Source organism: Anaeromyxobacter oryzae (assembly GCF_023169945.1).
In the GTDB taxonomy this organism is placed as follows: Bacteria; Myxococcota; Myxococcia; order Myxococcales; family Anaeromyxobacteraceae; genus Anaeromyxobacter; species Anaeromyxobacter oryzae.
In genome coordinates, this window is the sequence record NZ_AP025591.1 from 4,259,018 (window position 1) to 4,277,406 (window position 18,389).

Sequence of the window (18,389 nt, forward strand, 5' to 3'; positions counted from 1 at the left end):
GGCACGGGCGTGCGCCCGCGGCGGTCACCACGAGCCGAAGCGTCGGCGCGCCTCGGCCGCGAGCGCGTCGCGGTGGGCGGGGTGCGCCACCGCGATGAGGGCGGCGGCGCGCTGGCGGAGGTTCTTCCCGAAGAGGTCGGCGATGCCGTGCTCGGTCACGACGAAGTGCACGTGGGCCCGGGTGGTGACGACCCCCGCGCCGGGCTTCAGGAACGACACGATGCGCGACTCGCCGCTCGAGGTGACCGAGGGCAGCGCGATGATGGGCTTGCCCCCCTCCGACAGCGCCGCGCCGCGGATGAAGTCCATCTGGCCGCCGACGCCCGAGTAGAGGCGGTCCCCGATGGAGTCCGCGCACACCTGTCCCGTGAGATCCACCTCGATGGCGCTGTTGATGGCGGTGACCTTCGTGTTCCGCCGGATCACCGCGGTGTCGTTCACGTAGGCGATGTCGAGCATCGCGACGAGCGGGTTGTCGTCGAGGAAGTCGTAGAGGCGGCGGGTCCCGAGGGCGAAGCCTCCCACGATCTTCCCGGGGTGCACGCGCTTCATCTCGCCGGTGATGACGCCCTTCTCCACGAGATCGACGATCCCGTCGGAGAGCATCTCGGTGTGGATTCCGAGGCGATGGTGATCGCCGAGCGCCGCGAGCGTCGCCTGCGGGATCGCGCCGATCCCGAGCTGCAGGCAGGCGCCGTCGTCCACGAGCTCCGCGCAGTGGCGACCGATCGCGCGCTCGATGTCGGTGAGCGTCGCGAGCGGCATCTCGTGGATGGGCTCGTCGACCTCGACGAGGTAGTCGATGGCGTCGAGGTGGATGAGCCCGTCGCCGTGCGATCGCGGCATCCGCGGGTTCACCTGGGCGATGACGGTCCGGGCGGTCTGGACCGCGGAGCGCGTCACGTCCACGGACACGCCCAGCGAGCAGTAGCCGTGCCGGTCGGGCGGCGACACGTGGACGAGAGCGACGTCGAGCGGGAGGATGCCCGCCCGGAAGAGCTGCGGGACCTCCGAGAGGAACACCGGGAGGTAGTCGGCCCGGCCCTCCTCCACCGCGGGCCTCACGTTGACGCCGACGAAGAGGGCGTTCACGCGGAAGCTCTTCGCGTGCTGCGGGGCGGCGTACGGCGCGTCGCCCTCGGTGTGGATCGAGACGATCTCCACGACCCGGAGCTCGCTCGCGCGTGCGGTGAGCGCTTCGACGAGCCGCCGCGGCGCGGCGGCGACGCTGTGGATGAAGACGCGGTCGCCCGACTTCACGACGGCGACGGCTTCCTCTGCGGTGACCTTGCGGCTCATCGCGGCGCGCGCTCCTTTCGTCCCCCGGGAGCCCACAGTGTAGCAGCCGGGCGGGGGCGGCGCGAACAGGGGCGGCGCCCGGACGGTCAGCCGCGCATGTCGAGCGCCAGCTTCGCCGCGAGCGCCAGCGCCACCGCGACCACCACGCGGCGGACGAGGGCGTCTCCCCGCCGGATCGCGAGGTGCGCACCCAGCCACCCGCCGGCGAGCTGGGCGGCGGCCATCGGAAGCGCGACGCGCCAGACCACCTTCCCGCGCGCCGCGAACAGCCCCACGGCCGCCAGGTTCGAGGCGAAGTTCACGACCTTGGCGTCGGCCGAGGCGTGGGCGAGGCCGTCCCCGAGGAGCGCCACGAACGCCACGATGAGGAAGGTGCCGGTGCCGGGGCCGAAGAACCCGTCGTAGGCGCCGATCGCGAGGGCGATCCCCGCCGCGCGGAGCGCGGCGCGGCGCGGCGGCGGGGCGTCCTCGAGCCGCGCGGCGCCGGGGCGCCGGAGACCCACGAACAGGGCCGCCGCGGCCAGCAGCGCGAGCACGACCGGCCGGAGGGCCGCCGGCGGGACCGCGAGGACGAGGGCGGCGCCGGCGAGCGACCCGGCGAGCCCGAGCGGGAACGTGATCCGGGCGCGATCCGCGTCGACCATCCGGCCCCGGGCGAAGCGCGCGAGGGCGGCGAAGGAGCCGAAGACGGACTGCCCCTTGTTCGTGCCGAGCGCGAGGTGCGGCGGCAGGCCGGCCCACAGGATCGCCGGGACGGTGAGGAGGCCGCCACCCCCCGCGACCGCGTCGATGGTCCCCGCCGCGAGGGCGACCGCGGCGAGGAGCGCGATCCGCTCCGGCGAGACGTCGGGCACCGCGCCTTGTACCACGGCGTGGCGAGGGTCAGCGCGACGCGTTCCGCTCCACCGCCTCGATGAGCTCCCCGAGCCCGATGGGCTTGTAGAGGATCTCCGTCGCGGTGATCGGGTTCGCGTCCAGCCCGCGGCTCGCGGTCATGACGACGACGGGGATCTCCTTGAGCCGCGCGTCGCGGAGCTGCTCCTCGCGGAACTGCCAGCCGTTCATCTCCGGCATCATCAGATCGAGGAGGATGAGGTCGGGATCGTCGCCGTCCGCCCGGAGGAACTCGAGCGCGGTGCGGCCGTTCTCGAACAGGCGAGCGTCGTAGCCCTCCTCGACGAGCAGCTCGCCGAGCGTTTCGCGGAGATCGGTGTCGTCGTCCACCACGACGATGGTGCGAGCGTCGTTCATCGAACGGTCGCGCACAGTATCGTGACTCGCGCCCGAAAGTGCCGGCCCTGGCGGGGAGTCACCGCTCGCCCCCCGCCCGCCCCGGCCAGCGGGCCGCGCCCCCCCGGAACGGCCCGGGCCGCGACCGGGCGAGCGGGCCCGTCGGCGCCGGCCACGCCGCCGATCGCCGGGGATCCCGTCTGTTGGATCGCCCGGGGGCGATCGCCACGTTGGGGTGACACCCGAACCGAGGAGGGAGAGATGGAGAACCGGGGAGTGCAGCAGGGAGTGCAGCAGGGAATGGCGGTCCGGAGCAGCGACGGGGAGAAGCTCGGCAAGGTCGTCCAGTGCTCGGAGAGCTTCTTCCTCGTCGAGAAGGGGTTCTTCTTCCCGAAGGACTATTTGGCGCGCTACGAGCAGGTGGCGGACGTGCGCGACGGTGAGGTCCACCTGAGCGCGGCCGCGTCGGCGCTTCGCGAGGCCGGCGACGAGGCCTTCGAGGCCGGGCAGACCGGGAGCACGGCGGACAACCTCACGGCGCGGACGGAGGGAAACGAGCGCCTGCCAGGCTCCCGCGAGGAGGTGCGCGTTCCGCTCGCCGAGGAGGAGCTCACCGCCGAGACGAAGATGCGCGACGCGGGCGAGGTCCGCGTCCGGAAGGACGTCGTCACGGAGCACAGGCAGATCGAGGTGCCGGTGACGCGCGACGAGGTCCACGTCGAGCGCGTCCCGGCGTCCGGGAGCGCCGAGGTTGGGCCGCAGTCGTTCCAGGAGAAGACCGTCTCCGTCCCGATCCGGGAGGAGGAGGTCGAGATCCGCAAGAAGCCCGTGGTGCGCGAGGAGATCCGCGTCACGAAGACGCGCCGCCAGGAGGAGCGCCGCGCCGACGCCGACGTGCGCCGCGAGGAGGCGCGGATCGAGGGGGAGGGCGAGGTCGACCGGACGAGCGAGCGTCGCGACTCGGGCCTCGGCGAGCCGCCGAAGGAGTAGCGGATGGGATCATGGGGCGCTGAGCCCCTCTCGGCCGGCCGGTGCGGCGCGCGCGCGTGCCGCACCGGCAGTGGTCGTTGCAGCGGGAGCCCGCCCGCAGCGGGGCTCACGACGGGCGCCAGGGTGGCGTGGCCCTCGACGCCGGGCTACGCTCCCGGGACGGTTCGGCCCGCTCGCGCCCGGCGAGCGCGGCATGTCGCGCCCCTCGAGGACCCCCGACGTGCTCGGAATGACCATGGCGATCGCGCTGTCCCTGGCCACGCAGGCCGTCCCCTACGCGCCCGAGGAGCGGATGGACTTCTCCATCGAGTACCTCGGCGTGACGATGGGGAAGGCGCGCATCGCGGTGGGACGCCCGGAGGGAGGCGCGCTGCCCGTGCTGCTCCTCGCCAGGACGAGCGGCCTCGTCTCCGTCGTCGACGTGCGCGAGCAGCTCTCGAGCGTGCTCGACGTCGAGACCGGCCTGCCGCGGACCTTCACGCTGGACGCCGTGGAGCCCGGGTACAAGCACACCGACGTCGCGCGGTTCGACCGGGCCTCGAACAAGGCGATCGTCCGGCAGAAGGGCAAGTACGACAACACGTACGAGATCGACGTCCCCCCGGACACGGTCGATTTCGTCGCGATGGTCTTCCGGCTCCGGACCCTCCCGCTCGAGCCCGGCGCGACGCACGACTTCCCGGTGCTGGTCGGGAAGGACGTGGCGAAGGTGACCGCGACGGTCGAGGCGCGCGAGACCATCTCGACCCCGGCCGGCAAGTTCGCCACGGTCAGGGTCCGGGTGCCGACGGGCATGACCGGGAAGTTCAGCGAGAAGAACCCGACGTACGTCTGGTTCAGCGACGACGCGCGGCGGATCGTCGTGCGCATCACCACGGACTTCGCCATCGGCCGTGCGAAGGCGGAGCTCTCCGGGTACCAGCCCGGGAAGCCGGACGAGGCGGGTGCGTCCGGCGCGCCGCCGCACGATCGCGCCGCGCGGCGCTGACCGAGGTCTTCCCGGTCGCGCCGCTCTGCCGGAACCCTCAGCGGTGCAGCCCCGAATTGCAGCCGGACCCGTTGATCTCCGTCAGCGTCGCTCCGCCGGGTCATGCACAGCTTCGCGGCGGGGGAGCGGGCCGCGTGGGGCTGGTCGCGAGCGAGGGCTGTTGCACGGTCGATGGGCGGGAACGACCGCGGCTGCGGTGCCTCGTCGATCTTGACGCTCCGTGCAACCTGAAGTGCCTCCACTGCCCCCGCCCCAGCCGCGGCGCGCTCGACGAAGGACAGCGCGGCGCATCCGCCGCCGAGCGGGTCATCGAGCGCATCGAGGCGAGCGGCGCGGAGGCGGTGGGCGTCGCGTTCTACGGCGGCGAGCCGTTGCTCGTGATCGACCGGCTCGTGGAGGACTCGGCGGCGCTCCAGGAATTCTGCACGTGGCGCGGCATCCAGTACCGCGGCGGCCTCGTGACGAACGGGACGCTGCTCGACGGCCACACCGCGCGCCTGCTCCGGGCGTCCGGCATCACCCGCGCGCTGGTGACGCTGGCAGGGCCGCCCCCGTTCCACGACCGGCAGCGCCCGCTCGCGGAGGGCGGCCCGAGCTTCGACCGGATCCTCTCGAACGTCGCGCTGGCGCGGCACTGGATCGACGTGATGATCCGGTTCGACGCGAGCGATCCGTCGCACCTGGGACCGCTCTCGCCGCTCCTGCGCTTCCTCGACCGGGAGGGCCTCCTCGTCGGCAGGCGGCCGCTCGAGCTGCTCGTGCACCGCATGAGCGGATACGCCGCACAGGCGCGGCTGCTGCTCGACGCCGAGGATGGAGCGCTCACGCTCGATCCCGACGGCGGCGCGATCGCATAGCGCACCCGGATCGTCGCGGACCGTGAGCAGGGCCGGGGAGCGTCCGCCGAAGCGCGCGCTACAGCCGGCGCGCCATGCAGACCGCGCTCGCCGGGCAGCAGGTGCGGAACTCGGCGCTCGCGCGGACCGCGGGCGCGACGCTGGCGCGGTCGACCCGGACGAAGCCGCGGCGCGCTGCGAACGGCTCGATGGTCGTGGTGAGGAGATAGGCCTCCTCGATGCCGCGGCGGCGGGCCTCGATCACGATCGCGTCGAAGAGCGCGCGACCGAGGCCGGCGCCGCGGCGCGCCGGCGCGACCGCGAGGGACCGGAGCAGCGCCACCGTCCCGTACTGCTCGAGCGCGACGCAGCCCACGACCGCCTCGCCGTCACGCGCCACGAGGAAGTGCTGGTCGCGCGACCCGAGGTCCGCCACCGGGAGGTTCGCGCTCTCGAGGAGCGCGCGCACCGCCTCCAGGTCGGCGGCGGCGGCGGGCACGATCTCGGTCCGGGTCATCTCGTTCCTCCTCGCGCCGGTCGAAGGGCGCGCCGTGAGCATGCCTGAAGCGGGCGCGCGGAGTCATCCACGGCACGCGGCCTCCATCCACCCGGACTCGAGGTGCGCCTCGCGCCGCGAGACGACCCGCGAGGCGGCTGGCGATCTCGCCTCGCGGTCCCCACGGTCGGCGCATGCCGGCAGCGCGGTTTCTCGGGATGTGCCTCCTGGTCCTGCTCTCCGCGTGCCGCGCCGATAGGAGAGCGACGTCGTGGACGCCCGATCCGCACCTCACGGAGCCCGTAGCGCCGACCGCAGCGCTTCCGGAGCCGCTCCGCACGGCGGACGGGACGCTCGCGACCGCGTGGACGTACGCGGTCCCCGCCGGCCGCGAAGCGATCTTCCCCGGCGCGGCGGGCGCGGACGGCTCCGTCTACTGGCTCGAGATCGCGGACGCGGCGACCGGCGCGGGTGAGGTCGTCGCCTTCCGCGCCGACGGCTCGGAGCGCTGGCGCGTCCCGATCCCCGCCGGCTCGGCGCGGTCCGCCGCCGGGACCCCGGAGGAGACGCTGCTCGTCGCGGGGGACTTCCTGGTCCTCCGCACCGGCGCCGCGCCGGTGGCGTGCGCGACGGATGCCCGCGTCGTCGCGCTCCGCACCGCGGACGGTGCGGTCGCGTGGTCGCACGCGTTCGCCGCGGACCTGGCGGAGCCTCGCGCGTTCTGGTCGTGCTCGGCGACCGCGAGCGCGCCCGCCGCGAGCGGCTCGGCCGCCGTGCTCGTGGTCACCCGGTGCGCGCAGCAGGGCCGATGCGCGCACGCCGTCGAGGCCTATGCGCTCGCGGGCGGCGGGCTCCGGTGGAGCGCGAGCGTCCCGGACGCTCCCGCGTGGACCTTCGGGCTGGGCCCACTCCTCGACGAGCGCGGCGACGCGTACGTGCTCGGCGGAGACGAGCGGGGCCGGCGGCTCGTCTCGGTGTCCCCCGCCGGCAAGGTGCGCTACGACGTCCCGGCGCCCGCTCGCGCCTCCGCGCTCGTCGCGGTCGCGTCCGGGGTGGTCATCGCGCCGCCCGCGATCCTGGACGCCGCGACCGGCGCCGAGATCGGATCGCTCGCGGGGAGCGCCTCGGCCGCGGTCGCAGGCCGGAGCGCCTACGCCGTCGTGGACGCGTTCGCGGAAGGGGAGACGGCGGAGCGCCTCGAGCGCGTGCGGCTCGGCACCTCGACCCCGTCGTGGGCGGTCGACGTGGGCCGGATCCCGACCGCCGGCGTCGGCACGTGGACGCTCGCGCCCCTCCCGACGGAGGCGGGGACGCTCCTCGTGGGCTCGACGGACTGGGAGACGGGCCACGTCTCGACACGGACGAGCGCCCGGCTGCGCGAGATCGACGTCGACGGTCTCGAGTGGATGCGCGTCGCGCTGCCGGACCGCGGCCGGGATCGGTACGAGAGCGCGGTCCTCGCCGATGGGCGCTGGGTGGCGCTGGTCGGCGTGGGCTGGGAGCCGTTCGGGGAGCCGGCGGCCGTTCACGAGATCCGCGCGTTCGAGCTCCCCGGCCGGCGCCCCCTCGCGTGGGGCTGGAGCGGCGCGCACGGCAGCGCCGGCGCGGACCGCCGGGCGCGCTGACCATCGAGGCGGGCGGCCGTGCGAGCGGTCTCCGTCCCATCCGCCCGATGAGCGGCCGGCGCCACCGCGCGTCGCCGGTCGAGCCGTACCGGAAGGAAGGGACCCGGAGGACGGCGGCCAGGGCGGCCGCCCGTGGCCACGTTTCCATCGTGGCACCCTCACGAGAGGTCGGCATGGCGCACGAGACGGGGCAGGTCGTCCACGGCTACGACACCGTGCGACGCGCGGTGGTCTGCGGCGTGACGGAGCAGACGAGCTCGACGAAGCACGCGCGGGCCGTGACCTGCCCGGCGTGCCTCGAGATCCTGCGCGACCGCGGGAATGGCGATCCCGTCGCCTCGCCCGGACCGGCGTAGGCGACCGGGAGCTCAGGTGGGCTCGCGCCGGATGACGCGCGCGAGCGTGTCCAGCTGGACCGGCTTGGTCAGGTGGACGTCGAACCCCGCCTCGAGGGCCATCCGCCGGTCGTCCGGCTGCCCGTACCCGGTGAGCGCGACGAGGAGGACGCTCCGCCCGCGCGCGGCGCGGATGCGGCGGGCGACCTCGAAGCCGTCGATCCCGGGCAGGCCGATGTCGACGACGACGACCTCGGCGCCGTCGGCCACGGCGCGCTGCAGCCCGGTCTTGCCGTCCTCGGCCTCGGCCACCTCGTGGCCGAGGTGCTCGAGGGCGAGCCGGAGCGCCGACCGGTTGTCGTCGCTGTCGTCGATCACGAGCACGCGTCGCCGGCGATCCCCGGCAGGCGCGAGCGCGGCGGTCGCCGGCCCGTCGCCGTTCTCCACCGGGAGCCGCACCACGAACTCGCTGCCCCGGCCGGGGCCCTCGCTCGCCGCCTCGATCGTGCCGCCGTGCATCGCGACGATCGAGCGGGACACCGTGAGCCCGAGGCCGAGGCCGCCTCGAGCGCGGTCGAGCGAGGTGTCGACCTGGGCGAAGGTCTCGAAGACGCGCGAGAGCTGGTCGCGGGGTATCCCGATCCCGTCGTCGCGTACCCGCAGGACCGCCTCGCCTCCATCGGACCCGATCGTCACGGTCACGTGCCCGCCCGCGGGCGTGTACTTGAGCGCGTTCCCCGCGAGGTTCGCGATCACCTGCTCGAGGCGGACGGGATCCGCGAGCAGCGCGACGGCGCCGGCCGGCTCGTCGAGGGCGAGCGCGACGCCGCGCTCGTGGGCCTGCGGCTGCAAGGCCTCGACGCAGCGGGCCGCGACGGTCCCGAGCTCGATCGGGACCCGGTGCAGCGCGATCTTCCCGGACGTGACGCGCGCCACGTCGAGGAGGTCGTCCACGATGCGCGCGAGCTGGTGCGCCTGCCGCCGCACGATCGCGAGCTGCCGCTCCTCCGCGCCGCCGCGCCGGTCGATGACCTCGAGCGCCATGGTGATGGCGCCGAGCGGGTTCCGCAGCTCGTGGCCGAGCATCGCCAGGAACTGATCCCTCGCGCGGACGTCCTGCTCGCGCGCGGCGAGGACGTCACGCGCGGCGTACTGACGCTTGCGGGCGCGGAGCGCCGACCGCGCGACGCTCACGAGGGTGTCGCGGCGAAGCGGCCGCTCGAGGAGCGTGACGTTGCCGAGGGGCGCGAGGCGCGCCAGGGCGAAGCCGGGCTCGATGGGCGAGGAGGCGCTCGTCACCACGATGATGGGCAGGTCGGACCAGGCCGGCTGGCGCGCGACCCATTCCGCGAGGGTGCCGGGGGTCGCACCGACCAGCACCTCCTCCGCGAGGAGGAGGCCACCCGCGCCGCCCTCGAGGGCGGCGACGAGCCGCGGAACGTCCGGGCAGATCTCGCACGCGAGGCGGGCCTGCTCGAGGACGCGGGCGGCGAGCGCAGCGTCCCGCCCCGTCGGGGCGAGAACGAGCAGCTGCTCGGCCGCGCGCGCCTGGGCGGTCACGGCGCCGCCGGCGGGGGGCTGTCGTACACCGGGACGCCGCTGAGGACCCCCCGGAATGCGGTGAGCGGCTCGCCGACGTGGAGGCCGTTCCCGTCGAGGACGTACTCGCGGATCGTGGTCTCGTGCGCGCCCGTCCGCTTCTTGACCACCGAGATCGCCTTCCGCACGGCGCCCTGGGCCTCGTAGTACCGGAGCAGGACCACGGTGTCCGCGAGGTAGCTCACGTCGGCAGGCCCGGCGACGTCCTCGCCCACGATGCCGTGCTGCGCGAGCACGATCACGGTCAGGACGCCGCGCTGCGAGAGGTACATGAGCAGCTCGTGCAGCTGCAGCATCATGAAGTTCTCGTTCGGCATCGCCTGGATGAGGCCGTTCACGCTGTCGAGGACGACGACGCGCGCACCGCGCTCCTCCACCGCCGCCCGGATCCGGTGAACGAGCTCGCCGGGCGACAGCTCCGCGGGATCGATCTGGTCGAGGGAGATCCGGCCGGAGCTCACGTGCGGCCCGAGATCCATCCCGAGCGAGCGCGATCGCGCGAGCGCTACCTGCGTGGACTCGTCGAAGGAGAAGATCGCGGCGTGCTCGCCCGTGCTCGCCGCGCGGACCGCGCAGAGCGTGGAGAGGGCCGACTTCCCGGAGCCGGCCGGCCCCATGACGAGCGTGCTCGTCCCGCGCGCGAGCCCGCCGCCGAGCAGCGCGTCGAGCGGCGCGAGCCCGGTCGCGAAGGTCTCCGACGCCATCGGCGCGCGGAACTCGGCCGCGACGAGGCGCGGGAAGACGACCACGCCACCGGTCCGGATCACGAAGTCGTGCGGCCCCCCGCGGTATGCGACCCCTCGCATCTTCATGACGCGCAGCCGCCGCCGGTCACCGCCGAGGTCGGCCTGGACGTGCTCGAGGACGATGACGCCGTGGGCGAGGCTCTGCAGCAGCACGTCTGGCACGTCCGGCGCGGGGTTGTCGATGAGGAGGACCGTCCCGTCCCGGTCCGCGAGCTGCCGCTTCAGCGACATGATCTGGCGCCGGTAGCGGGCCTGCGTGTGCGCGAGCAGCCGCAGCTCGGTGCAGGAGTCGACCACGAGCCGGGTCGGTCGCACGCGATCCACCTCCCCCAGGATCGCGTCCATCCGCTCGCCGAGCTCGACCTCCGACGGCTGGAACAGCGTGTTCTCGTCCTCCGGCACCGCCTGCGACGCGTCGAGGATCGTGAGATCCGCGAGGCTCCAGCCGTGCGACTCCGCGACGGACAGGACCTCGTCGCGACTCTCGGACATCGAGACGTACAGGCAGCGCTCGCCCTGCCGCAGCCCCTCGAGCAGGAACTGCAGCGCGATCGTCGTCTTGCCGGAGCCGGGGCTGCCCTGCAGCAGGTGCACGCGCCCGCCCGGCAGGCCGCCGGCCATGACATCGTCCAGGCCTGGGACGCCGGTCCGGACCCGCGGCCTCGTGCGTCGCTCGCTCGCGGACATGACCGAGCCCCCCCGGATCGCTCCCGCGGAGTGCGGGGTCGCGAACCTTCTCCTCACTCGAACGCGGGGACCCGTCCACGAACATTCGGGGCGCGGGCGATCCGGCGCGTCGCGCCGGCAGGGAGCAGGGTTTTCCCTAGCGGTCCGGCCGCGACTTCCAGCGCTGGTGCATCCAGACCCACTCGGCCGGATGCCTCCGGATCGCGTCCTCCTGGACCGCGGCGCAGGCCGCGGTGAGGCGGACCACCTCGCCCTCGCGATCCGGCGCCGCCGCGTCGTACGGGACCTCGACGACCTCGAGGCGATGACCGTCCCCGGCGCGCGGCCCGCGGCGGTGGCAGGTCACCACGAGGACGGCGGCCCCGAAGCGCAGCGCGAGGTCCGCCGCGGCGCGAGGGGTCGCGGCGGGGCGCCCGAAGAACGGCACGAAGACGCTCTGGACGTCGCGGATGTCCTGATCGATGAGGATCCCGAGGGCGCCGCCCTGCCGGAACAGCCGCAGCATCGCGCGCCCGGTCGCGGGGTCGTCGCGCCAGTACGTGCCGACGCCATTCTCGGCGCGGAACCGCTCGGAGAGCCGGTCCAGCCGCACGTGCCAGCTCCGCTTGGCGATCGCCGCGTTCGGCTGGACGTAGCGGGACAGGCGGGACGTCAGCTCCCAGTTCCCGATGTGCCCGAGGACGAAGATGATCCCCTTCTTACGCGCCCACGCGCGCTCGACCGTCGCGATCGCCTCGGGCGGCGCGTCGACGTACGCGTCGAGGCGGTCCGCCCAGCGGCGCATCGTGATCGCCTCCGCGCCGACCCAGCCCAGGTGCACGAGGCTCGCGCGCGCGATCGCGTCGCGCTCGGCATCGCTGCGCTCCGGAAACGCCACCGCGAGGCTCGCGCGGATGTCGCGCCGCATCCGCGGGGAGATCGCCCACGCGAGGCGGCCCAGCGCCCCGCCCAGCGCCAGCGCGACCCCGAGGGGCATCGTCATGAGCGCGCGCACGAACGCCACGATCACCGCCGCGCGCACCGCGCGCCGCGCGCGCTTCCAGCCGGTCGCCGCCATGCTCCGGACCGCTAGCCCTTGCGGTTGCCCGCGGCGGCCGCCTTCGCCGCGCGTGGCCGGCGGGTCGCCTTGCTCTCCTCGCCGCGGTCCCGCGCCGGCGTCGTCGCGGTGGCGTGGAGGAACGCCTCGACGTCCACGAAGTCGCGCGCGCCGCTCGGCTGGAGCTCCTCGAGGAGCTTCGCCGCGAAGCTCCGGAGGGCCGCGTACGTCCTCCAGTTCGGGGCGGGGTCGAACCGCAGGTCGCACCCGAGCCGCTCGGCCCCGCCGCAGGCGGATCTCGGCCAGAGGAACACCTGCCGGGCGGGCTCCGCGAGGAACGGGAAGAGCGTCGCGAGCGGCCACGCGAGCGCGGGCGGGGTGTCGAGCGCGAGCGTCGCGGCGAAGAGCCGGTCGAAGCGGGCGCGCGCGGGGGACGGCACCGAGAGGACCCCGAGCAGCGCGTCGAAGAACGCCTCCGCCAGGTCCTCGTCGCCGAACGCCTCCGTCAGCGCGCCGGCCTCGAACGTGCCGGGCACGAGCACCACGTGCTTCTCGACGACGAGCGCGCGCCGGATCAGCTCCCGGACGTCGCCGGCCTCGAGGAGCTTCTCCGCCCGACCCTCGCCGAGCCCCTCGGTCCAGGCGGCGCTCGCCGCGCGCCACCGCGAGGCGCGCTCGCGCTTCCCGGAGCCGTTCCCGATGTACGCGGGATCGAGGAAACCCCGCGGGTACGTCGCGCGGAAGTCCGCGATCGCCTGCTCGTGGGTCACCCAGTTCGCCGCGAGCGCGTACCGCCGCGTCACCGGGTCGAGCGCGAACGAGGAGAGCCCCTCGAGCCAGGCGTTCCGCTCGACGCCGTCGCTCCGGAGGAGCGTCCTGGCCATGGAGAGCTGGAGCTTCGCCGCGAAGCGCTTCTCGCTGTCGGGGAAGAAGACGTGCACGGCGGTCGGCTCGACCGCCACGATCTTCCCGACGCCCAGCGAGGCGTGCTGCACGAGCATCCCGGTCGCGAGCTCGCTCACGGGACCTCCGCGACGGAGGGCGCCGGCAGGGCGGCGGCGCCGCTCGCGGGCAGGGTGGCGATGCGGGCGCGCGCGAGCCGCCAGGCGCGCTGCACGACCCAGGAGAGCGAACGATCCTGCCGGATCGCCTCCTGCTGCATCTCCTTGAGCATCTCCTCGGGGAAGTAGAGCGACTGCTTTCGCGCGTCCGGCATCACCTCTTGTACGCCTCGCGCGCGCTCAGGGGAAGGGTACGCCCTCCGGAGCGCGCACCGCCACCTCCAGCGCCGGCGCTCGGCAGGTCAGGCGACCGGGTCCTGGACCGCACGCAGGTACGGGAGCCCGTCCATGTACTGGACCTCGAAGTAGCCGACGCGCGCGCCCCACTCCGCCCAGCGAAGCGCGTCGCCCCGGATCCACACGACCGCGCCGCGGCGGGCGTCCAGGCGGCGGCGTTGCTTCCGGCACCAGGCACCGCGCGCCCAGGGAGTGCGCGCGGCGAGCGGGTCCAGGAGATGCGTCCGGACGGCGGCGAGGAACGGGTCGAGCGGCATGGGGGGCTCCCGGGATCGAGGAGAGTGCGGCTCAGGTGACCGCGTGCAGCTCGGGGCGCGGCTTGGGCTGCTTCGCCGTGCTGACGTGCATGAACGCCTCGACGTCGACGTGATCCTTCGCGCCGAGCGGCCGGAGCTTCTCGAGCAGCAGCGCCGCGGATCCGAGGAGGGCCGAATACGTCTTCCAGTTCGGCGCGGCGGAGTAGGCCAGCTCGAGCCCGAGCCGCTGCGCGACGTCGCAGGCGAACCGGGGGCGGAGGAGCATGTGGAGCTCCGGTCGCGCGACGAACGGCAGGAGCGTCACGGTCGGCCAGCGGGACTCCGGCGTCGCGTCCGGCGTGAGCGCGGCCGTCGCCTCGGCGAGCGCCTCGAACCGGGTCTGGTCGGGCGAGCTCGCCAGGAGCTCGAACAGCGCCGCGAAGAAGGTCCGCGCGGCGCCTGGGTCCTTCAGCGCGACCTCGAGCGAGATCTTGTCGGCGTCCTTGTGGAGCGTCCTCACGTTCCGCTCGACGCGCACGGCGCGCTCGACGAGCCCCGCGACGTCTCCCGCCTCGAGGAGCCGCTCCCCCTGGCCGTTCCCGAGCTCCTCCACGAAGGCCTCGTGCGCGCGCCGCCACCGGGAGGCGCGCTGGTCCGAGCGCTCCTTGCCCGTCGTGGCGACGTACCGCGGATCCGCGAAGCCCTCCGGGAACGCCTCGAGGAACCGCGCCACCGCCTCCCCGTGCGACAGCCACGATCCGGCGCGCCCGTACCGGCCGGTCTTCTCGTCGAGGGCGAAGCCGGACAGGCCCGAGAGCCAGGCGTCCGGCGCCGCGGCGGGGGTGAGCAGCGACAGCGCCATCGGCAGGCGCAGCTTCGTCGCGAACCGCGCGTCGCTCGCCGCGAAGAAGACGTGCACGGCCTTGGGCTCGAGGGCGACGATCTTCCCGAGGCCCAGGGAGGCGTGCTGCACCAGCATTCCGTTCTCGAGGCTCATGGTTCGCCTTTTCCGTCGCGGCAGGGATCGACACGCGTCGCGTCCAGCGCGCCGGGTGACGCGGAGGGCGGCTCGTCGCGGGACGAAGGGTGGCGCGGGGTGAAATCCCGCCGTGTCGCTCACGGCGGCGTGGAGGGCCGGCGTCATCCGCCGGGGGGTCATTGGTATACCACCGCGCGCTCCAGCGCGCTCGTCACGCTTCGGCCAGGGCGGGCGCGCCCAGCGCCCGGAGGTGGCGATGGTGCGCCGAGATGGCCGCCCGGAGCGACGGCAGCGCGCGGTACGGGATCCCGTGCGCGCGGCACGTCTCCTCCACGGTCGCGGCCAGCGCGGGGTAGTGGACGTGACAGACGCCAGGGAACAGGTGGTGCTCGACCTGGAAGTTGAGGCCGCCCAGGTACCAGGCGAGGACGCGGCTCGAGGGCGCGAAGTCCACCGTCGAGCGGACCTGGTGCTCCGCCCAGCCCGTGGGCATGCGGCCGTCGCCGCCGGGCGCCTGGAACTCCGCGCCGGACACGGCGTGGGCGAGCTGGAAGACCGCCGACATGACGACGCCCAGAACGAACGCGCCGAGCACGAAGAGGGCCAGGGGCCACGCGCTGCGGTGAATGAGGAGCGGGACGACCAGCGCCCAGCAGACGAACGTCACCTTCCCGGCGAAGACGGCGAGGAGCTCGCGGCCGCGCGGCCGCGGGTAGGGGTGGCCGCCGATCGTCCCGCGGACGAGGTCCACGACGTCGTCGACCAGCCACCACTTGAGCGCGAGCACGCCGTAGAGGAGCCAGGCGTACCCGCCCTGCCACCGGTGGAGCGCGCGGCGGCGCTGCGCGCTCGAGAGCCGGAGGAACGGCTCGGCGTCGATGTCGGCGTCCTGGCCGGCGACGTTCGCGTAGGTGTGGTGTTGCACGTTGTGCTTGAACCGCCACACGTACGAGCTCGCGCCGATGAAGTCGAGCGCCAGCCCGACCGCGCGGTTCACGCGGGGCGACCGGGAGTAGGCGCCGTGGTTCGCGTCGTGCATCACCGCGAACCCGATGCCGGCGGTCGCGAGCGCGAGCGAGACCGTGAGGCCCACCGCGAGCCACGCCGAGGCTCCGCCGACGGCGAGGAGGAGCCCGTACGACGCCGCGAACCACCCCAGGATGGCCGCCGTCTTCACGTGCATGGCGCGACCGCCGTGCGGGAGCCGTCCCGTGCGCTCGAAGTACGCCGCGACGCCGCGCTTCAGGTCGGAGTGGAACCCGTCGTCGTGCGGGAAGCGGACGCGGAGGGCGGTCGGGGTCATCTCCTCAACATGGGGATGAGATGTCATCGGGGGGTCATCGCGGACGGTCCGGCGCACCGGCGCGAGAGCCTCCCTCCGCCCCGCGCGGGATCGGGGGCGGCGCTGGACGGCGATCCGGCGCTCAGCCCGGCGGTGTTGCCTCGGGGGACGGCGGTTCGGAGGGCGCACGAGCGGATCCGTCGCCGCGGCGCATCCGGGCGGCGGCGAGCGCCTCCGCCGCCGCGGGGGCGAGCGACCGGACGTGGAGGTCGCGCTGCGGGAACGGGATCTGGATCCCCGCGCGGCCGAGGCTCGCGTGCACCTCGACCATGACCTCGCTGGCGAGCAGCACCCACCGGTCGAAGTCCGCGGTCCAGAACCGGAGCGCGAACTCCATCGAGCTCTCGCCGAACCGGAGGAAGAGGGCGACCGGTGCCGGATCGTCGAGGACCCCGGCGCGACCCCGGACCACCGCGAGGAGGAGGTCGATCACCTGCTGCGGCGCGGTCCCGTACGCGACGCCGACGCCCAGGTCGATGCGGCGGCGCCTGTCCGAGAGGGTCCAGTTCGTGACCGCGTCCGAGATCAGCGTGGCGTTGGGGACGATCACCTCGGCGCCGGTGAAGGTCCGCACCGTCGACGAGCGTACGCCGATGCGCGTCACCTCGCCCGCGATCGTCCCGACCTCGACGATGTCCCTCACCTGGATCGGTCGCTCGTAGAGCAGGATCAGTCCCGACACGAAGTTGTTCACCACGTTCTGGAGCCCGAAGCCGATGCCCAAGCCGAGGGCGCCGAGCAGGAACGAGAAGCGGCTCATCTCCATGCCGGACGCCAGCACCGCCCAGGAGAAGCCCAGCAGCACGAGCCCGTACTGCACCGTCGTCGAGACGGCGGCGGGGATTCCGCGCGGAAGGCGGAGCTCGGAGAAGACGCCCTCGTCGAGCACGAAGCGGATGGCCTTCGACAGCGCCAGCGAGACCGCCAGCGTCACCGCGAAGGCGACCACGTTCCCGAGCGAGACGTCCAGCCCGCCCACGTGGAGCCTCACTCCGAGCACGGCCTTGAGAGCGCCCGAGAAGGCGGCGGCGACGCCGAGCCCCTTCGCGGTCCGCCAGGCCCAGAGCGCCACGGCGGCGGCGCGCAGGAGCCCGGCGATGCGTCGCTCGAGCAGCGCGCGGTGCCGGGCGACGAGCGGCCGGCGCTGCAGGGCCGGGACCCGGAGCAGCGCCGCCAGCGCGCCCTCGAGGACGATGTCCACTCCGAGCAGCACCGCGGCCAGCGTCGCGCTGGCGAGCGTCGCGTGCGTGAGCCGCTCCGCGAGCGTCACGTTTCCGACGACGTTCGAGACGGCAGACACCGCGAGCAGCGCGGCCGCCCCGACGGCGGCGCTCCTCGTCGCGACGCGCCAGGCTCCCGCCCTCAGGAAGCGAGCCCACCCTCCGCGGCGGAGGCCCCTCACGAGGCCCGCGAGTGCGCCGACGGTGACGAGGAGCAGCGTGAGGCGCGCGAGGAGCGTGCGCGGCGGGGCGATGGACGCGAGCTTGTCGAGGGCGAACAGCGCCACGAGGCCGTACAGGGGACGGCGGAACAGGTCCGGCATGAGTCCGGGCAGGACCCGGAGCAGCGGCGCCAGGAACACGAGGAAGAGGAGATCCCTCAGGGAGGGAGGGAGCAGGGGATACAGCCCGCCCGCCAGCGGGAGCGACAGCAGGAGCGCCGCCGACCACGGCCGGGAGAGCACCTGGGCTGCGCCGCGGAGCGCCGCGCCTTCGGCCCCCATCGCAGCGACCGGGCGGCGCAGCGCGAGGAGCCCCAGCGCCAGGGCCACGAAGATCGCCAGGTGGAGGAAGAGCCGCTCCTGCTCCTCCGCCAAGAAGTCGGCGAGGTCCCGCCCGTTCTCGCGCAGCGCCTGCCGGAGCTGCCCTCCGAGAGCCCCGGTCCGGTTCGGGCCGCTCAGCGCCCGCCACAGCGGCGCGCTCTCGACCTCGAAGAGCTGGCGCTGCAGCGCGGCGTCGGCCTCCTCGACCGACCTCGCGACGAGGGAAAGCCCGGCGCGGACCTCGCTCACGCGCCCCTGGATCCCGAGGAGCCGATCGCCCTCGGTCCGCAGGCGCGCCTCCGCGGCGCGCAGGCTCTCCTCGACCTGCGCCACGCGCCGGAGCACGGCCGGCGGCGCCTGCTCCCCGCGCGCGGCCTCGGCGGTCAGCTGCCACGACGCGAGCCGGTCCTCGATCTGCCGCTCGGCGGTCGCCACCCGCTCGGCGCGCTTCTCGAGGACCAGCTGTCCGTCCGCGAGGAAGAGATCCTCCCGCGCCAGGCCCTGTCGCAGGCGCTCGATCTCGCGGGCAGAGGTGTCCCCGAGGCGCTGCGCGTCCAGCCGCGCGCGGAGGACCTGGCTGGCCCGTGCCGCCTCTTCCAGTCGCCGCTCCACCTCCTCGACGGCGGGATCGGGACCGGCGGCCGCCTCCGCGGCCCGCAGCGGCGCCGCGAGGTCGTCGGCGGCGCGGAAGACGTGCTCCACCGGGATCGGCTGAGGCGACGGGACGGCGGGCGGCTTGACGTCGATCTTCTCCGGCGCCTCGCGCGCGCCCGCCAGGGGGGACGGGACCGCACCGGTACCCGCGCCGCGCGCGGCGCCGGCGGCCAGGAGTGCCGTCGCGACGAGCGCGAGCCGGAGGTCACCGGTCGTGCCGCGCGCCCTCGTCGCCCTCTTCGGCATGAGCC

General features: G+C 74.4%; 18 protein-coding genes. 5 read left to right on the forward strand and 13 right to left on the reverse strand.

Translation table 11 applies throughout. From position 1 onward, the window contains the following. Nucleotides 1–24: 24 nt before the first annotated feature. From AMOR_RS18630 to AMOR_RS18640, 3 genes are all read right to left on the reverse strand, one after another. Complete coding sequence (locus AMOR_RS18630; RefSeq protein WP_248353174.1) at nucleotides 25–1,299, reverse strand: acetyl-CoA hydrolase/transferase family protein; 1,275 nt, start codon at nucleotides 1,297–1,299, stop codon at nucleotides 25–27. 86 nt (nucleotides 1,300–1,385) lie between these two features. Continuing rightward, nucleotides 1,386–2,153 carry a TSUP family transporter gene (locus AMOR_RS18635; protein WP_248353175.1) on the reverse strand — a complete coding sequence of 256 codons (768 nt, stop codon included), beginning with the start codon at nucleotides 2,151–2,153 and terminating at the stop codon, nucleotides 1,386–1,388. 28 nt (nucleotides 2,154–2,181) lie between these two features. After that, nucleotides 2,182–2,550 carry a response regulator gene (locus AMOR_RS18640; RefSeq protein WP_248353177.1) on the reverse strand — a complete coding sequence of 123 codons (369 nt, stop codon included), beginning with the start codon at nucleotides 2,548–2,550 and terminating at the stop codon, nucleotides 2,182–2,184. 240 nt (nucleotides 2,551–2,790) lie between these two features. Between AMOR_RS18640 and AMOR_RS18645 the strand changes: the two genes are divergently transcribed. From AMOR_RS18645 to AMOR_RS18655, 3 genes are all read left to right on the forward strand, one after another. Further along, a complete protein-coding gene (locus AMOR_RS18645; protein WP_248353178.1) occupies nucleotides 2,791–3,519 on the forward strand; it encodes a YsnF/AvaK domain-containing protein in 729 nt (242 codons plus the stop codon). Between the two features lie 229 nt (nucleotides 3,520–3,748). Beyond that, nucleotides 3,749–4,507 carry a DUF3108 domain-containing protein gene (locus AMOR_RS18650; protein ID WP_248362554.1) on the forward strand — a complete coding sequence of 253 codons (759 nt, stop codon included), beginning with the start codon at nucleotides 3,749–3,751 and terminating at the stop codon, nucleotides 4,505–4,507. Nucleotides 4,508–4,641: 134 nt separating this feature from the next. Continuing rightward, a complete protein-coding gene (locus tag AMOR_RS18655; RefSeq protein WP_248353179.1) occupies nucleotides 4,642–5,364 on the forward strand; it encodes a radical SAM protein in 723 nt (240 codons plus the stop codon). 58 nt (nucleotides 5,365–5,422) lie between these two features. Here the strand turns inward: AMOR_RS18655 and arsN2 are convergent, their stop codons facing one another. After that, complete coding sequence (arsN2, locus tag AMOR_RS18660) at nucleotides 5,423–5,860, reverse strand: arsenic resistance N-acetyltransferase ArsN2 (RefSeq protein ID WP_248353180.1); 438 nt, start codon at nucleotides 5,858–5,860, stop codon at nucleotides 5,423–5,425. A gap of 173 nt (nucleotides 5,861–6,033) precedes the next feature. Here arsN2 and AMOR_RS18665 point away from each other — a divergent pair, with 173 nt between their 5' ends. Both AMOR_RS18665 and AMOR_RS18670 read left to right on the forward strand, forming a co-directional pair. Beyond that, on the forward strand, nucleotides 6,034–7,464 hold the full coding sequence (locus AMOR_RS18665; RefSeq protein ID WP_248353181.1) for a PQQ-binding-like beta-propeller repeat protein: 1,431 nt from the start codon (nucleotides 6,034–6,036) through the stop codon (nucleotides 7,462–7,464). A gap of 173 nt (nucleotides 7,465–7,637) precedes the next feature. Continuing rightward, a complete protein-coding gene (locus AMOR_RS18670) occupies nucleotides 7,638–7,820 on the forward strand; it encodes a hypothetical protein (RefSeq protein ID WP_248353182.1) in 183 nt (60 codons plus the stop codon). 12 nt (nucleotides 7,821–7,832) lie between these two features. On the opposite strand, the gene AMOR_RS18675 is transcribed toward AMOR_RS18670, so the two are convergent. The 9 genes from AMOR_RS18675 to AMOR_RS18715 all read right to left on the reverse strand — a co-directional run bounded on the left by AMOR_RS18675 (nucleotide 7,833) and on the right by AMOR_RS18715 (nucleotide 18,384). Next, nucleotides 7,833–9,359, reverse strand: coding sequence for an ATP-binding response regulator (locus AMOR_RS18675; protein WP_248353183.1), 1,527 nt, complete (start codon nucleotides 9,357–9,359; stop codon nucleotides 7,833–7,835). Next, nucleotides 9,356–10,765, reverse strand: a complete 1,410-nt coding sequence (locus AMOR_RS18680) for an ATPase domain-containing protein (protein ID WP_248353184.1) — start codon at nucleotides 10,763–10,765, stop codon at nucleotides 9,356–9,358. Before AMOR_RS18680 ends, AMOR_RS18675 begins: the two co-directional genes overlap by 4 nt. 202 nt (nucleotides 10,766–10,967) lie before the next feature. Then, complete coding sequence (locus AMOR_RS18685) at nucleotides 10,968–11,888, reverse strand: lysophospholipid acyltransferase family protein (RefSeq protein ID WP_248353186.1); 921 nt, start codon at nucleotides 11,886–11,888, stop codon at nucleotides 10,968–10,970. An 11-nt stretch (nucleotides 11,889–11,899) separates the two neighbouring features. Continuing rightward, nucleotides 11,900–12,889: a hypothetical protein gene (locus AMOR_RS18690; protein WP_248353188.1), complete on the reverse strand. Its 990-nt coding sequence runs from the start codon at nucleotides 12,887–12,889 to the stop codon at nucleotides 11,900–11,902. After that, nucleotides 12,886–13,083 (reverse strand): TIGR04563 family protein, encoded by a 198-nt coding sequence (locus AMOR_RS18695; RefSeq protein ID WP_248353189.1) that lies wholly within the window; start codon nucleotides 13,081–13,083, stop codon nucleotides 12,886–12,888. The genes AMOR_RS18690 and AMOR_RS18695 overlap by 4 nt, the downstream gene beginning before the upstream one ends. 87 nt (nucleotides 13,084–13,170) lie before the next feature. Beyond that, nucleotides 13,171–13,422 (reverse strand): hypothetical protein, encoded by a 252-nt coding sequence (locus tag AMOR_RS18700; protein WP_248353190.1) that lies wholly within the window; start codon nucleotides 13,420–13,422, stop codon nucleotides 13,171–13,173. Nucleotides 13,423–13,453: 31 nt separating this feature from the next. Then, the gene (locus AMOR_RS18705; protein WP_248353191.1) at nucleotides 13,454–14,398 is read right to left on the reverse strand and encodes a hypothetical protein; all 945 of its coding nucleotides are present in this window, start codon (nucleotides 14,396–14,398) and stop codon (nucleotides 13,454–13,456) included. Nucleotides 14,399–14,591: 193 nt separating this feature from the next. Beyond that, nucleotides 14,592–15,683 carry a fatty acid desaturase family protein gene (locus AMOR_RS18710; protein ID WP_248353192.1) on the reverse strand — a complete coding sequence of 364 codons (1,092 nt, stop codon included), beginning with the start codon at nucleotides 15,681–15,683 and terminating at the stop codon, nucleotides 14,592–14,594. A 121-nt stretch (nucleotides 15,684–15,804) separates the two neighbouring features. Continuing rightward, nucleotides 15,805–18,384, reverse strand: a complete 2,580-nt coding sequence (locus AMOR_RS18715) for a mechanosensitive ion channel domain-containing protein (RefSeq protein WP_248353193.1) — start codon at nucleotides 18,382–18,384, stop codon at nucleotides 15,805–15,807. Between the last annotated feature and the right edge of the window lie 5 nt (nucleotides 18,385–18,389).

Bases quoted from the DNA above. Each gene is read 5' to 3' on its own strand.
- arsN2 (WP_248353180.1), bottom strand. From the start codon at position 5,860: ATGACCCGGACCGAGATCGTGCCCGCCGCCGCCGCCGACCTGGAGGCG.
- AMOR_RS18670 (WP_248353182.1), top strand. From the start codon at position 7,638: ATGGCGCACGAGACGGGGCAGGTCGTCCACGGCTACGACACCGTGCGA.
- AMOR_RS18700 (WP_248353190.1), bottom strand. From the start codon at position 13,422: ATGCCGCTCGACCCGTTCCTCGCCGCCGTCCGGACGCATCTCCTGGAC.
- AMOR_RS18645 (WP_248353178.1), top strand. From the start codon at position 2,791: ATGGAGAACCGGGGAGTGCAGCAGGGAGTGCAGCAGGGAATGGCGGTC.
- AMOR_RS18680 (WP_248353184.1), bottom strand. From the start codon at position 10,765: ATGGCCGGCGGCCTGCCGGGCGGGCGCGTGCACCTGCTGCAGGGCAGC.
- AMOR_RS18705 (WP_248353191.1), bottom strand. From the start codon at position 14,398: ATGAGCCTCGAGAACGGAATGCTGGTGCAGCACGCCTCCCTGGGCCTC.
- AMOR_RS18650 (WP_248362554.1), top strand. From the start codon at position 3,749: ATGACCATGGCGATCGCGCTGTCCCTGGCCACGCAGGCCGTCCCCTAC.
- AMOR_RS18710 (WP_248353192.1), bottom strand. From the start codon at position 15,683: ATGACCCCGACCGCCCTCCGCGTCCGCTTCCCGCACGACGACGGGTTC.
- AMOR_RS18630 (WP_248353174.1), bottom strand. From the start codon at position 1,299: ATGAGCCGCAAGGTCACCGCAGAGGAAGCCGTCGCCGTCGTGAAGTCG.
- AMOR_RS18715 (WP_248353193.1), bottom strand. From the start codon at position 18,384: ATGCCGAAGAGGGCGACGAGGGCGCGCGGCACGACCGGTGACCTCCGG.
- AMOR_RS18640 (WP_248353177.1), bottom strand. From the start codon at position 2,550: ATGAACGACGCTCGCACCATCGTCGTGGTGGACGACGACACCGATCTC.
- AMOR_RS18695 (WP_248353189.1), bottom strand. From the start codon at position 13,083: ATGCCGGACGCGCGAAAGCAGTCGCTCTACTTCCCCGAGGAGATGCTC.
- AMOR_RS18685 (WP_248353186.1), bottom strand. From the start codon at position 11,888: ATGGCGGCGACCGGCTGGAAGCGCGCGCGGCGCGCGGTGCGCGCGGCG.
- AMOR_RS18665 (WP_248353181.1), top strand. From the start codon at position 6,034: ATGCCGGCAGCGCGGTTTCTCGGGATGTGCCTCCTGGTCCTGCTCTCC.